The sequence below is a fragment of the Photorhabdus antumapuensis genome, assembly GCF_020387775.1.
GTDB classification, from domain to species: Bacteria; Pseudomonadota; Gammaproteobacteria; order Enterobacterales; family Enterobacteriaceae; genus Photorhabdus; species Photorhabdus antumapuensis.
On the sequence record NZ_JAHZMK010000053.1, the window covers coordinates 83,329 to 98,386 of the forward strand.

Consider the following 15,058-nt stretch of genomic DNA (forward strand, 5'->3'; position numbering starts at 1 on the left):
AGAGAACGCCAAAAGCAGGCAACGCTGGATTAGAAAAAAAATCTGCAACAAACACAAGTTAAAACATATAAAAATGTGACCAGAGCGAATCATGACAAGTGACAGAATTTTTACGCAACCGATTGCTTTTACACGACTGATCATTAAAATGCGTTCTTTGTCAGTCCGGGATTTCACACCATGTTCACCTCATCCTCCGAACAAGCCGCAACAATACCGCCTAAAAAACCAGCTAGTGAATTGATTTATCGCTTAGAAGATCGGCCACCATTACCACAAACGTTGTTTGCTGCCTGCCAACATTTACTGGCAATGTTTGTCGCTGTCATCACACCAGCAATTTTAATCTGCCAAGCACTCGGACTGCCCGCTCACGATACACAGCGGATTATCAGTATGTCTCTGTTTGCTTCGGGACTAGCATCATTGATTCAGATCCGAACTTGGGGGCCAATCGGTTCTGGTTTGCTTTCCATTCAAGGGACCAGTTTTAACTTTGTTTCCCCACTGATTATGAGCGGGTTGGCACTGAAAAACGGCGGTGCCGACATTCCCACCATGATGGCGGCGCTATTCGGCACTCTAATGGTGGCATCCATCACAGAAATTCTGTTATCCCGCGTATTGCATCTAGCCCGGAGAATCATCACTCCGCTGGTTTCCGGCGTTGTAGTGATGATTATCGGTTTGTCTCTTATTCAGGTTGGGTTGACCTCTATTGGTGGCGGATTCTCTGCTATCGAAAATCACACTTTTGGTTCTCCAGAGAATTTGTTTCTGGCAGGCGCTGTGTTAGTGGTGATTGTTTTGCTGACCCGCCAGCGTAATCCTTATCTACGTGTCGCTTCTCTGGTGATTGCAATGGCAGTCGGTTATGTTGTCGCCTGGCTGATGGATATGCTGCCCCAAGCAACCGTACAGGAAAACCGTTCGATGATGACGATTCCTGCACCACTTTATTACGGCCTTTCCTTTGACTGGAATCTGCTTATTCCGTTAATGCTGATTTTTATGGTCACTTCGCTGGAAACTATCGGGGATATTACCGCGACTTCCGATGTTTCTGAACAACCGGTCAGCGGGCCTGTATACATGAAACGTATTAAAGGCGGGGTTTTAGCTAACGGCCTGAATTCTATGCTGTCTGCCGTATTCAATACTTTCCCAAATTCCTGTTTTGGACAGAATAACGGGGTTATCCAGCTAACCGGTGTTGCCAGCCGTCATGTGGGTTATGCCGTGGCGCTGATGCTAATCCTGTTAGGTCTGTTTCCCGCGGTAGCAGGATTTGTACAACAGATCCCTGAACCGGTATTGGGAGGCGCCACTATCGTGATGTTCGGTACGATCGCCGCGTCTGGTGTCCGTATCGTTTCCAGAGAAGCACTTAACCGCCGGGCAATTATGATTATCGCGCTCTCTTTAGCGGTTGGTATGGGCGTTGCTCAACAACCGCTAATTTTACAGTTCGCTCCTGACTGGCTGAAAACTTTACTCTCTTCCGGTATTGCTGCTGGTGGTCTGACAGCCATCACTCTTAATCTGGTGTTTCCCCAAGAGAAATAATCTTTCTACAAATCTGATATCGGGTTACACATAATCAATTCATCACGCACGTATATTCCATCATCGCGCGTGATGATGATTTATCTCCTAGCGGTTGGAAGGCCAAATAAAATCGTTACCAACCCAACCATCCAGATCGTATTCACTCATACACTGCTCAGCAAACCCTTTCAATTGATCCACTAAGCCCGTGGCTTGGGAAGCCAATAACACATCGATTCTAATAGCTTCATGGTTGCCGGAATAATTGCGCTCGTATAATTCATGCCTGCCCGCGAATTCCGTACCGATAGAGTCCCAAATCAGTTTCATAAGCTTGACTCGCTCAACCGCACTGTAACCATTGGAGCCACGCATGTATTTATCAAGATAAGGAGACAGTTCCGGGTTGGAAAAATCGCGGGCATGGGAGTTAATATAAATCAAGGCACTGCCCAGATCCTGTTCAATAATTTCTTTTACCCGCGGGTAACCCAACGTCATAAACCAACGATAAGCTATCCCATATTCGTACCGAGGTAATAGGGCATCTCCACTCCAAGGCTCCGGAGATTTAACCATCGCATCACTGAGAGCCCAAAACATATTACGCCATGACAATACTTCACCAACCCGTGCTTGTACGCCACGAAAATCCTTCGTACCCGTAGCTTCAACACCCTTAATAAGCAACCCAGAAAGAAAATCAAGTTTAACAGCCAGTCGAGTCACACCATGCAACATCGCCCGATGAAAATAACCCGATTCAGCAAAAAATAACGAAACTTTATCTACATCTCCATAGATAAATATGTTTTCCCAAGGAACCTTCACTTTATCCAGAATCATTATCGTATCGTTCTCATCAAATCGGGACGAGAGCGGATAATCAAAAGGACTGCCCATTTTATCAGCCGCCATTGCGTAAGAAGGACGACAAATTAATTTCACTCCTGGGGTATTCATCGGCAAGGTAAAGACCAACGCAAATTCCCGTTTCTTTATTGGTAAACCGTAATGACCAATAAAGTTGTAGTGACTAATCGCCGATCCTGTGGCAACAACTTTAGCGCCACTGACAATTAATCCATCATCACACTCTTTTTCAACATGAATACAAATATCCCCAATTTCATCAGGTGATAAATGACGATCTATTGGCGGATTAATAATCGAGTGATTCCAGTAATACACGTTTTCCTGCGAACGGATATACCAGTTTTTTGCATTATCAGCAAACTCACCATAAATTTCCGGTTTTACGCCGAGCGAGGTAAGAAACGAAGCCTTATAATCAGGGCTTCTACCCAACCAGCCATAACTCATGCGAGCCCACGCGGCAATAGCATCACGATCAGCAATTAAATCCTGCTGTGAGCGCGGTATACGGAAAAAAGGATGTGTTACACCACAACTACCCGTATCTGTAGCCGTGGTCAATACGTCACGATAAGCAGGATCGTGCAAAGCGTCGTAGAGTTTCGCAACAGCTCGGGCCGGATTTTGAAAAGCAGGATGGTTGACAACATCGTTAATGCGTTCACCATAAGCCCAGACTTCCCGACCATCGTTTAGCCCATCCAGAAATTCCTTTCCATTAAGTGGGCGGGTTGTGCGGATATTACCTTCATTCGACGATTTTTGTTTCATGTTTTCTGACATAGAAGATTCCTTACATTATTTATTTGCCGGAAGATGGGTGAAAATAAACTATGCAGTGTTATTTCAAGCATCAATCAAACTGAGAAAGGAATAGAAAGGAATGACGAAAAAATATCATTATTCCATTTATAGCCATCCATTAATACATTAATTCATTCGGATGTCATTGGCTATATTGTCATGCAATAAAATATAGATTTAATGATTATATTAATCACACAATATAATTATTAACAAATTCACACAAAAACGCCAAGTTATTAATAAAAACTTAGCACAAAAAACAAAAATATAATTAATCAAAGATTAATCTCTGAAGTTTATTTTAATAGAATAAAACGATAACGAATAATTCATTATTTTTTCATTTCATACCCTGAAACTATTAGAAATAACAACTAATATAGTGACTTGTTGATATTTTTATTGTTAAATTATACAAATGTTAAAAATAATAATTTCGCCTCGCTCATAACTTTTATCCACCATCTCTTGAGTGAACACGAAAATTACGGCATAAAAGGAAACTATAAACCGATTAAATTGGAGTCCGATGATGAGATGGTTAGGAAAATCGCTGGTTACTCTGTTATTACTGGGAATACTGGCAGTAATCACTGTTTATGTCGTGGTACAGACAAATTGGGGAGCACATCAGCTTAGTCAATGGCTGAGTCATCACAGCCGTTATCAGGTTCAAATCGGCAATATTGAACATAACTGGTCACAACCAGGTACTCTGGCACTTTCCAATATTGTCATTAGCAATCAGCAACAGACTTTTATTTTAGCGGCTCAAGTTGTCGCATTCGATTTCAACTGGCAGCAACTCACTTCCCCGCGTCATTTTCATCGTCTGTTATTGCAACAGGGCCAATTAACAATCAAAGGCCAGCAACAATCCTTGCCTTTTAGCACCAATATTCTGCAACTTAATCAGATGGCTATTCAGGCAGAAAATGCAGATTGGCAAATTCAAGGACAAAACATCACCGGCGGTATCACCCCCTGGAACCCACAATCAAATAAGTTAGCAGGGAATGGGGAATTTCAATTCAGCGCTGATAAACTGAATCTCAATGATATTTCTCTTGAAAAAGTCATTATGCGAGGAAATAACCAGCAGAATACGCTGACTATCCGTTCATTTGGTGCAACATTGGCACAGGGTTCGGTATCAGGCAATGGGCAGCATCTGCCTGATGGTCGCTGGCAGTGGGATAATTTACTTATCAGCAATATTCGTTGGCAAACGCCAATGACACTTGAAGAGTTATTGCTAAAAACGAACAAATTACCCGCCGTCAGCATCAAAGATCTGAGTCTCACTAATGCCAAGCTGGAAGGTAAAAACTGGTCTGCTAACTATTTGGATGTCTCAGTAAAAAATGTCGGTTTGACTAACGGGAGCTGGCAGGCAAAAGAAGGCATCATTGATTTCAACGTCATGGATACTACGCTGAATGATCTTCATTTCACCGATGTTATTGGTCACCTTCTTATCGCCGGCAATGAACTCACTATTTCCAATCTCACTTCCCGTTGGGAAAAGGGATTATTTCACGTCAAAGGTCAATGGAATCACCAAACAAAGCAATTCAACATCACCAATGCAACAGTTGCCGGTTTAACTTATACCTTGCCACAAAACTGGCATCAGTTGCTGAAAAAATCATTGCCTGAATGGATATCCGGATTTTCCATTAACGAGCTGACAATTAACAACAGCTTGTTGATTGATATTAACCCCGATTTTCCATTCCAGCTTACCGCCCTCAGTGGTTATATCTATGACATGGAGTTACTGAAAGAAGGGAAATGGGGGATCTGGCGTGGCTCTTCGAACCTAAGTGCCACCAGCGCAACATTTAACAAAGTTGAATTACGTCGCCCTTACCTTAAATTACATACAGAGGGAAATAAACTGATCCTCGACCAATTAGATGCCTCTGTTGATGATGGATTACTGAAAATAAAAGGCACAGTAGATCAACAGGTACAGAAGCCATTCACTTTAGATTTCCGGGGAATAGATGCAGATTTGGCGATTTTACCTCAATGGCGGTGGGTGCCGTTGAAATTACAGGGTAAAGGCAATTTCACGCTGTTAATACAGGGAGATCTTGCTGCTGATGATATTAAAAGTACTATTGATGGTACATTGACAGCCACTGATAAACAATCAGGCAGCGAAACTCAAACCATCGATAAGGGGCAAATATCCACACCAAACTGTGAAACCTGTCCGGTTGTTAAGTTATAGTAATGAATGTTCGGGTACATTATGTGCCCGATTCAACTTTATAATCGTTATTTTCTATTTCAATCCATTAATAAAATATCCGATCAGTATCAGCCGAAAAACCGTATTAATATCGATACGTTAAAAATGTAATTAAATTTTACCCATTGAAGTTGTGACAAGGTACAAAAAATGATGTGTATACTGCCTGAATCTATTGAAAACAAGCTACAAAATTATGACCGTATTGTTGTCGATGGCATCATCAGAGACCAAAACGGCAATATTCTGTTCTTACAACGAGCTCCTGATGAATTCCCACCAAATCTCTGGGAAATGCCTTCTGGCGGAGAAAATCTATTACAAGCACTATCTCGTGAAATAGAAGAGGAGACCGGGCTGTTTCTTAATGATGTTATTGGTTTTCTCAGCGCGGTGGAATATTCTATTAAGGAGACTCAATGCCTCCAGGTAAATTTTAATGTCACATGCACAGGTGAAATTAAACTTTCGCCTGAACATACCCAATATATATGAAAAATACCCCCAGTGGCATATTTAATGCCACTGTGAAATGAAATCTAAGCGATGGCCGTATAAGCATTTGGCAATACCATATAGGTGCCAGTAAATACCGCACCGACGCCCTGATCACCGCTGACAATCACATCCAATTTCACTCTTGCTTTACTGCCTTGTGCCAAACGAGCCAAATCGCCGCTCATATTTTTAAGATCCGCAACAGATTTTGGCCTGCCAACAACCGGTTTTTTGTAACGGATATCGGCATCAGCCAGAATGATATCACCACCCAATTGACGCTCCTGTAGCAACAACCAGATCAATCCCCAACCGGTCAGGGTTGCCAGAGAAAACAGACTGCCGGCAAAGATAGTTTGATGAGGATTTTGATTCCCGGCTTCCGGCATGGTGGTAATAAAGCTCTGACCGGTATATTGAGAAATGCGTACCCCCATTTTTTCACTGAGGGGAATATGTTTGTACCAAGCCTGTTGCAGTTCGTTGCACCAATCTGGCCGGTGAAGAATATCATCAAGTGTTGCAACCGGCTTTATCATCAGAAAATGGCGAACGGGTGTCGTTTGCGGGCTAGTAATCGGCCCACGGTTTTCAAACCCCAGTTTACTGAAAAACGCCACTGCATGTTCACGAGCACTGCATACTACCCGTTTAACACCCTCCTGACGGGCAACAGATTCCAGGGCCATTGCGATTAATTTTCCCAACCCTCTGCCTTGCACGTTGGGATGAACTGCCAGAAAGCGGATTGCCCCCTCACTATCCGCATTGATATATAAACGCCCTACTGCCACCGGGTTCCCTTTCTCATCCACCACCATCTGGTGATGAGCCGTAGTGTCGTAACCATCTTTCTCAGAGCCTACAGGCTGATGCAGTGGTTTCCGCAACATTTCCCAACGAAATCGGTAATATGCTTCCAGTTCTTGTTCTGTTTCAGGTACTCGCAGATGATACATAGAAACTGCCCCTTTCTTTTGCTCATGATGTTTAATCGGGGATGGTTGCGTTCTACTGGCTATTTTTGGTTGCTAGACCTGCAACCAGAAAGTGACTGGCCCATCGTTTGTCAGGCTGACTTTCATATCGGCAGCAAACCGCCCGATTTCTGTTTTTACACCACTTTGGCGGCATTGTTCAACAAAATAGCGATATAATTCATCGGCCTTATCTGGGGCAGCGCCACCAGAAAAGCTGGGTCGCATGCCCTTTTGAGTATCAGCAGCCAGTGTAAACTGGGAGACTACCAACAAACTGCCTCCGATTTGTTGGACGTTCAAGTTCATTTTGTCCTGTTCATCACTGAATATCCGATACCCTATCACCCTCTCACACAACCGTTTTGCCTTCTGTTGATCATCACCTTTCTCAACACCTAGCAATACCAGCAGGCCGTGGCCAATTTCCCCAACCACTTCGTTCTTAACAACAACATTTGCCTGTGTTACCCGCTGGATTAACGCGATCATATTTTTCCTTTACTCAAATAGTAGCATCAGCACACTATCCTCTATTATCCGTTCAATCCCTCATTTTGTTCAGAAAAACCGATTGCTTCGAAATAATCTGGCACTGTCTGCCTATCAACAACATGAACGCTATTGATCCCTAACGCCCTGGCTGCTTCCACATTTTCCAGCACATCGTCAAAGAACACCGCCTGATCCGGTGAAAAACCTTCTGTCTCAAGCACATATTTGAAAATATCAGGTTCAGGTTTACGCATTGCCAAATCCTGCGACAAATAGAGGTAATCAGCGGATGCAGCAATCTCCGGATAATTATGTGGCCAGTAATCCAGGTGCAAACGGTTTGTGTTGGATAACACAACAACCCGGTGTCCCGCCTCACGTAATTTCTTCATTATCTGAATGACTTCAGGCCGAATATTAATAAAGATAGCATGCCATCCAGCAGCAAACTGCTCAAAACTGAGTGAAATATTCATTTCCTGACATAAAGTATCAGCGAATTCCAGATCAGTAATTTGACCACGCTCATGTTTTTCAAACGTTTCTCCCATAGAGAAACTTTTAGTCAAAATCGCAAGAGGTGTACCGCTCAAATTACTCCATACCGCTAAAACTCTTTTAAAATCAATCTCAATAATCACATTACCCATATCGAAGATATATAACATAATTACCCCCTGGCTAATTAATAACTTTTTACTCTAATCGTATTTTCAATTAGAAAACAGTACAGACAAGTAAAAAGCGAATCACTTCACGGTATTTTTCTTACGAAACGATAAAGTAGCATCCAGATTAAAAAAGTCGAGTAAGGTGTTATATTTATGTTGTGGTTCCTCCTCTGTATCGGCCTTCTTCTGGCTGGATATTTCATATATGGCAAAATTGTCGAAAAGATATTCACTATTCGACCAGAAAGAAAAACCCCCGCGCTTTCTATGGCTGATGGTGTTGATTACGTTGCTATGTCCACCCCAAAAGTTTGGTTAATTCAGTTACTGAATATTGCCGGCGTTGGTCCTATTTTTGGTCCGATCCTTGGTGCCCTCTATGGCCCGCTTGCCATGCTGTGGATTGTATTCGGCTGTATCTTTGCCGGCGCAGTACACGATTACTTCTCCGGTATGCTCAGTGTGCGTGCCCGCGGTGCATCCGTGCCCGTTATCGTTGGTAACGAACTGGGCAAAACCATGAAGCATTTCATGAATATATTTGCTGTTATTCTGCTGATGCTAGTTGGAGTCGTCTTTGTTTTGAGTCCAGCCGGCTTGCTGAATAACTTGCTGAAAGAGGCAATGGGTTGGGATAACATTGCTATCTGGGTCGGTGTTATCTTTGCTTACTATATTCTCGCAACGCTAGTGCCTATTGATAAAATCATCGGTCGCCTTTACCCACTGTTTGGTGCATTGCTGCTGTTTATGTCTGTCGCGCTAATGGTCGGTTTAGCAATGAGCGATAAGCCTTTCTATTCACAAGGGTTGGATTTCACCACTAACTTTAACCCGAAAGATCTGCCTGTCTGGCCATTGCTGTTTGTCACGATTGCCTGTGGTGCTATTTCTGGTTTCCACGCTACTCAGTCTCCGCTGATGGCACGTTGTATGCAAAATGAAAAAAATGGCCGTTTCGTTTTCTACGGTGCAATGATTGGTGAAGGTATTATCGCGCTAATCTGGTGTACATTGGGCCTGAGCTTCTATGAAGATACTAACGCATTACAGGCCGTGATTGATCAAGGCACGGCCTCTCTGGTTGTTCACGAAGTGTCCACCTCTCTGTTAGGGACTGTCGGCGGTATTCTGGCAATCCTCGGTGTGGTGATTTTGCCAATTACTTCTGGCGATACCGCATTCCGTTCTGCCCGGCTGATTATTGCTGAATTCTTGAATATTCCTCAGCAGCAAATGGCTAAACGCCTGCTATTAAGTGTGCCAATGTTTATTGTCGGTTATCTGATTACCAAAACTGACTTCAATATTATCTGGCGTTATTTCGGTTGGGCGAACCAAACCACAGCAATGGTCATGTTATGGGCGGCTTCCGCATGGCTGCTGCGCCGTAATAAATTCCATTGGATTACCACCCTGCCAGCCATGTTTATGACCGCGGTGTGTTTCACCTATATGGCATTTGCACCAGAAGGTTTTGCGCTAAACTGGAACATCTCTGTTGTTATCGGCCTGGCAGCAATGGCGGTTGTCACCATTGCTTTCTTTGCAAAAGTCCGCTCCCAATCAGCTTCCGATAATATAAAAGCCGAAGCATTAAATGAGTAAAAACCCAAGCAGAGATTAAATATCACAACAGCCCCTCACAATAAAAAGTTGAGGGGTTTTAATTGACGACCTCCTTTACCGTGGTAAGAAACATTTATTCCTCCTGCAAATATCAGGCGAGATACCACATGGATATTGATAATTTAAGCGTTACGGCCAGAACAATTAGTGTCTACATATTGCAAGTTATGCCAGAAGCTCACGGCCCATTATAGTGACAAACAATGAAAAAGAATTCATCCGGGTAGAGGGTTAATTGCAGAAAATTGGATAGATTAGGCCATTTAAAAGCAAACCGACGAATAGTCGTTACACTGGGAAGTTTCCAGGCAAAGATACAATTTGTCGTTTTTAATCGTTTCCTGCTTAACTATTAAATAAAAAACAACTCATTGAAACTCTTGCCAAATGATAATCACGTTGATCCTGCTGAATAGTGGCAGACATAAACAAGATTGACTACAATTGTTATTAGCAGCACACTATGAATAGTGTATTAAATCATACACCATTCGAATACTAAAACTTTGCTTTAATAAATGTAGGTTTGTACGTTTTCAAATGTGATACCCAAAGAGAGCGACTTCCATTAATGGCACCAAAGCTTTTCTTTTAATGGACAACTTGTCTTTGGATAATTGATCGCTTGTATCGAAGTAAACGATCCTAAACTGAGTTCGATGAATTCCCTACCCTGAAGAAAGCCATCTACTACAGGGAAAGGTCTTGAATGTTTTTAGAAAACAGGAGAATCAACTATGTATATGTTTTTACCTTTTTTACTCGCATTATTTGCGGTTATCACCACCCTATATGGCAAGTATAAAACCAGTTATACCCTGTGGGGTCTTCTTTTGGTGACGACTGTAGCTTGGTTTATCCATCATGCAACTGATTCGTTAAATCTATCTTTTTAACGGGAGACAATCTAATGAATCAGGTATTAGCAACAAAACAACAGATCAGCTTTGGCATGATATTTAACCTCATTGGGTTATTTGCTATCAGTGCGGTCCTAACCCTTGCCTTCTATTATCAATTGGTCCTTTCAGAACTCCCTTGTCCATTATGTTTGCTACAGCGAGCAGGCATGATCATGATAGGGTTTGGTTTCCTGTTTAATCTGTGTTTTGGTATCAAAAGTGCGCACTATGGCTTATCACTTATCGGCTGTGTCGTGACTGGCATTATTGCGATCCGACAAGTGTTTTTACATATCACACCCGGTGATCTCGGTTATGGTTCCGCGCTTTTTGGTATACATTTCTATACTTGGGCCCTTATCTGCTCAGTTATCGCGATTATCGGCATATCAACCATGCTGATATTGAAAAGCCTGGAAAAAACAACCGAGGAAAAGCAAAAAACGTCTGCTATCGGTCAGATTATTATCGGATTATTTGTCATATTAATTACCGCAAATTTAATCTCCACCATTTTGGAGTGTGGCGGTGGGCAGTGTGATGACAACCCAACGTTCTATCAATTGCTGGGTAAATAAATCCCAAAAAACTCAGGGCGCCATTGGCGCCCTAAGCATTGGTATTGCAGGAAAGATTATGCTTCTTTACTGCGATACGCCCGACGGCGTTCGTTTTCCGTCAGATGGCGTTTACGCAGGCGAATAGACACCGGGGTCACTTCCACCAGCTCGTCATCATCAATAAACTCCAGAGCCTGCTCCAGGGTTTTCTTAATATGTGGAGACAGGGTTGTCGCTTCGTCGGTACCGGATGCACGGACGTTAGTCAGTTTCTTACCTGTCAGACAGTTAACTGTCAGGTCATTAGAACGAGAATGAATACCGATCACCTGGCCTTCATACACTTCCGCGCCATGACCAAGGAACAACTTACCGCGATCCTGTAAGCTGTAAAGTGCATAAGCAACCGCTTTGCCCTGACCATTGGAAATCATCACGCCGTTCTGACGGCGACCGATTTCACCCGGACGAATATCATCATAGTGGCTGAATGTTGCATACAGCAGACCGGTACCGGAGGTCATCGTCAGGAACTCAGTACGGAAGCCAATCAGACCACGGCTTGGAATAACATAATCAAGGCGCACACGGCCTTTACCGTCTGGTAACATATCGCGCAGATCTGCTTTACGCTCACCCAAGCCCTGCATCACATCTCCCTGATGCTGCTCTTCAATATCCAGCGTCACTTGCTCGAAGGGTTCTTGCTTACGGCCATCGATCTCACGGAAGATAACTTTCGGACGGGATACCGCCAGTTCAAAGCCTTCACGGCGCATGTTCTCAATCAGAACAGATAAGTGCAATTCACCACGGCCAGAAACACGGAACGCATCCGGATCTTCTGTTTCTTCGACACGTAGGGCGACATTGTGAACCAACTCTTTCTTTAGACGCTCAAGGATTTGACGTGAGGTGACATATTTGCCTTCGCGTCCACAGAAAGGGGAGGTGTTAACACAGAAATACATGCTTACCGTCGGCTCATCAACAGCCAACGGTGGCAGCGCTTCAACAGCATTAGTATCACACAGCGTATCGGAAATATTCAGCTCACCCAGGCCAGTAATCGCAACGATGTCGCCCGCTTCCGCTTGCTCACTCTCAATACGCTCCAGCCCCAGATGGCCCAGTACCTTACCGATTTTGCCGTTCCGGGTTTTACCTTCACTATCAATAACTGTAACGTTCTGGTTTGGCTTCACAGTACCGCGCTTAATACGACCAATCCCGATAACACCAACATAATTGTTATAGTCCAGCTGAGAAATCTGCATCTGGAATGAACCATTAAGGTCAACTTTCGGTGGCTCTACATGATCGACAATCGCCTGATACAACGGCGTCATATCTTCCGCCATATCTTCATGATCAGTACCGGCAATTCCCATCAATGCCGATGCATAGATAATGGGGAAGTCCAGTTGCTCATCAGTCGCTCCCAAATTAACAAACAGGTCAAACACCTGATCCACAACCCAATCAGGGCGTGCGCCAGGACGGTCAACTTTGTTAATGACCACAATCGGTTTCAAACCATGAGCGAACGCTTTCTGTGTCACAAAACGGGTCTGAGGCATTGGCCCGTCCATAGCATCGACCAGCAATAGTACGCTGTCGACCATAGACATAACACGTTCTACTTCACCGCCGAAATCGGCATGTCCCGGAGTGTCTACAATATTAATACGGTAGTCATTCCATTTAATGGCGGTATTTTTTGCGAGAATAGTAATTCCACGCTCTTTTTCCAAATCATTGGAGTCCATCACACGCTCTGTCGCTGTCGAACGGTCACCGAAAGTACCGGATTGTTGCAGCAGCTTGTCAACCAGGGTAGTTTTACCATGGTCAACGTGCGCGATGATGGCGATATTACGCAATTTTTCGATCACAAACTTTGCCTCAGGCATTTTATAAATGGCGCGCTATTGTACACACATTGGTCGAAGGACTAAACAGGATCACAATAATCTATGCTTAACAACTTGATAACAATGAAATTGTGATCCCTTTCACGCCCATAAACAGACGCACTTTCGGCACAAATGCACTAATATTGTGCTTCGCAGTAACATAATTGCACCAATTTAGTGCAATCTTCCCAAATATCAAAGTATCCCATCACGGGCATACTCACAACACAGTATATGGCAAGGCGTTAAAAAGTTGGCACGCTTTTCGCAAATGCTTCCGTAATTGAATTGATTTTCACAACTATTTGACTTTCAAAATTATAAGTTTGCAAACGTGTAAATAGCCTTGTTAAGGTAAAACGATGTGACTGTGTTTTCTTTAGTCTTAACCACAACCATTTTATCAAGACCGACACAAACCAGGAGAAACCGAGTATGTCCGTTGAACATGTTTTAACCATGATTGAAGAGCATCAGGTGAAATTTATTGATTTGCGTTTCACTGATACCAAAGGTAAAGAACAACATATGACCATTCCTGCTCATCAGGTTAATGCAGACTTCTTTGAAGATGGCAAAATGTTTGACGGATCTTCAATCAGCGGTTGGAAAGGGATTAACGAATCTGACATGGTACTGATGCCAGACCCAAGCACAGCCATGCTTGATCCCTTCTTTGACGATGCCACACTGATTCTACGTTGTGACATTCTGGAGCCAGGCACCATGCAAGGCTATGACCGTGATCCCCGTTCCATCTCCAAACGTGCTGAAAACTTCCTGCGTTCAAGCGGAATTGCCGATACTGTCCTGTGTGGACCAGAACCTGAGTTTTTCCTGTTTGATGACGTGCGCTTCGGCAGTGCCATGTCCCATTCTTACTACCACATCGATGATATCGAAGCTGCATGGAATTCCGGGACGCAATATGAAGGCGGTAACAAAGGTCACCGGCCTGCGGTAAAAGGCGGTTATGCTCCGCTGCCTCCTGTTGATTCTTCGCAGGATTTACGTTCAGCGATGTGCCTGACGATGGAAGAGATGGGGTTGGTTGTGGAGGCTCACCATCATGAAGTGGGAACAGCAGGTCAAAATGAAATCGCTACCCGCTTTAACACCATGACCAAAAAAGCGGACGAAACCCAGATTTACAAATACGTCGTACATAATGTCGCGCACAATTTCGGCAAAACCGCAACCTTTATGCCAAAACCACTGGTTGGTGATAATGGTTCCGGTATGCACTGCCATATGTCTCTGTCTAAAAACGGGACTAACTTGTTTGCCGGTGACAAATACGGCGGTCTATCTGAACTGGCGCTATTCTACATTGGCGGTATTATCAAACATGCTCGTGCGCTGAACGCGTTTACCAACCCGACAACCAACTCTTATAAACGTTTGGTTCCGGGCTATGAAGCACCGGTTATGCTGGCCTACTCTGCCCGTAACCGTTCGGCATCCATCCGTATTCCCGTTGTTGCCAGCACTAAAGCTCGCCGTATTGAAATACGTTTCCCTGATCCAGCGGCTAACCCTTATCTGGCATTCGCCGCTCAGTTGATGGCGGGTCTTGACGGCATCATCAACAAAATTCATCCCGGTGATGCGATGGATAAAAACCTGTATGACCTGCCACCGGAAGAAGCCAAAGAGATCCCAACTGTCGCCCCTTCTCTGGATGAAGCGCTGGCAGCATTGGATGCCGACCGCGAATTCTTGACCCGTGGCGATGTATTCACCGATGACGCCATTGATGCTTATATTGACTTGAAAAACAGTGAAATAGAGCGTGTCCGTCTGACACCCCATCCACTGGAGTTTGAACTCTATTACAGTGTGTAATTAACAGCGCCGTTTCCGCTGATCATTTTTTGTTGCCGTGAAACCTTTAGCCCATCTTCGGATGGGCCTTTTTC

General features: G+C 43.8%; 12 protein-coding genes. 7 read left to right on the forward strand and 5 right to left on the reverse strand.

From position 1 onward, the window contains the following. The first annotated feature begins 180 nt into the window (after positions 1–180). Entirely contained in the window at positions 181–1,566 is a 1,386-nt protein-coding gene (locus KZ793_RS19710) for a uracil-xanthine permease family protein (protein ID WP_225816870.1), read from the forward strand. 87 nt (positions 1,567–1,653) lie between these two features. On the opposite strand, the gene KZ793_RS19715 is transcribed toward KZ793_RS19710, so the two are convergent. Further along, positions 1,654–3,207 carry a 4-hydroxyphenylacetate 3-hydroxylase family protein gene (locus tag KZ793_RS19715; protein ID WP_397443643.1) on the reverse strand — a complete coding sequence of 518 codons (1,554 nt, stop codon included), beginning with the start codon at positions 3,205–3,207 and terminating at the stop codon, positions 1,654–1,656. A gap of 556 nt (positions 3,208–3,763) precedes the next feature. Between KZ793_RS19715 and KZ793_RS19720 the strand changes: the two genes are divergently transcribed. Both KZ793_RS19720 and KZ793_RS19725 read left to right on the forward strand, forming a co-directional pair. Beyond that, positions 3,764–5,470 (forward strand): AsmA family protein, encoded by a 1,707-nt coding sequence (locus tag KZ793_RS19720; protein ID WP_225816871.1) that lies wholly within the window; start codon positions 3,764–3,766, stop codon positions 5,468–5,470. 171 nt (positions 5,471–5,641) lie between these two features. Further along, positions 5,642–5,986, forward strand: coding sequence for an NUDIX domain-containing protein (locus KZ793_RS19725; protein WP_225816872.1), 345 nt, complete (start codon positions 5,642–5,644; stop codon positions 5,984–5,986). 44 nt (positions 5,987–6,030) lie between these two features. Here the strand turns inward: KZ793_RS19725 and fabY are convergent, their stop codons facing one another. The 3 genes from fabY to yihX all read right to left on the reverse strand — a co-directional run bounded on the left by fabY (position 6,031) and on the right by yihX (position 8,129). Next, on the reverse strand, positions 6,031–6,948 hold the full coding sequence (fabY, locus tag KZ793_RS19730; protein ID WP_225816873.1) for a fatty acid biosynthesis protein FabY: 918 nt from the start codon (positions 6,946–6,948) through the stop codon (positions 6,031–6,033). A gap of 72 nt (positions 6,949–7,020) precedes the next feature. Beyond that, on the reverse strand, positions 7,021–7,458 hold the full coding sequence (gene dtd, locus KZ793_RS19735; RefSeq protein WP_225816874.1) for a D-aminoacyl-tRNA deacylase: 438 nt from the start codon (positions 7,456–7,458) through the stop codon (positions 7,021–7,023). A gap of 44 nt (positions 7,459–7,502) precedes the next feature. Then, the gene (gene yihX, locus KZ793_RS19740; protein ID WP_225816875.1) at positions 7,503–8,129 is read right to left on the reverse strand and encodes a glucose-1-phosphatase; all 627 of its coding nucleotides are present in this window, start codon (positions 8,127–8,129) and stop codon (positions 7,503–7,505) included. Positions 8,130–8,285: 156 nt separating this feature from the next. Between yihX and KZ793_RS19745 the strand changes: the two genes are divergently transcribed. The 3 genes from KZ793_RS19745 to KZ793_RS19755 all read left to right on the forward strand — a co-directional run bounded on the left by KZ793_RS19745 (position 8,286) and on the right by KZ793_RS19755 (position 11,241). Then, entirely contained in the window at positions 8,286–9,740 is a 1,455-nt protein-coding gene (locus tag KZ793_RS19745) for a carbon starvation CstA family protein (protein ID WP_225816876.1), read from the forward strand. A gap of 764 nt (positions 9,741–10,504) precedes the next feature. After that, positions 10,505–10,657 (forward strand): DUF5993 family protein, encoded by a 153-nt coding sequence (locus KZ793_RS19750; protein ID WP_036768332.1) that lies wholly within the window; start codon positions 10,505–10,507, stop codon positions 10,655–10,657. A 14-nt stretch (positions 10,658–10,671) separates the two neighbouring features. After that, on the forward strand, positions 10,672–11,241 hold the full coding sequence (locus KZ793_RS19755; protein ID WP_225816877.1) for a disulfide bond formation protein B: 570 nt from the start codon (positions 10,672–10,674) through the stop codon (positions 11,239–11,241). A gap of 56 nt (positions 11,242–11,297) precedes the next feature. Here the strand turns inward: KZ793_RS19755 and typA are convergent, their stop codons facing one another. Then, on the reverse strand, positions 11,298–13,136 hold the full coding sequence (gene typA, locus KZ793_RS19760; protein ID WP_225816878.1) for a ribosome-dependent GTPase TypA: 1,839 nt from the start codon (positions 13,134–13,136) through the stop codon (positions 11,298–11,300). A gap of 438 nt (positions 13,137–13,574) precedes the next feature. On the opposite strand from typA, the gene glnA reads away from it, so the two are divergent. Beyond that, complete coding sequence (gene glnA, locus KZ793_RS19765) at positions 13,575–14,984, forward strand: glutamate--ammonia ligase (protein WP_225816879.1); 1,410 nt, start codon at positions 13,575–13,577, stop codon at positions 14,982–14,984. Positions 14,985–15,058: the final 74 nt, after the last annotated feature.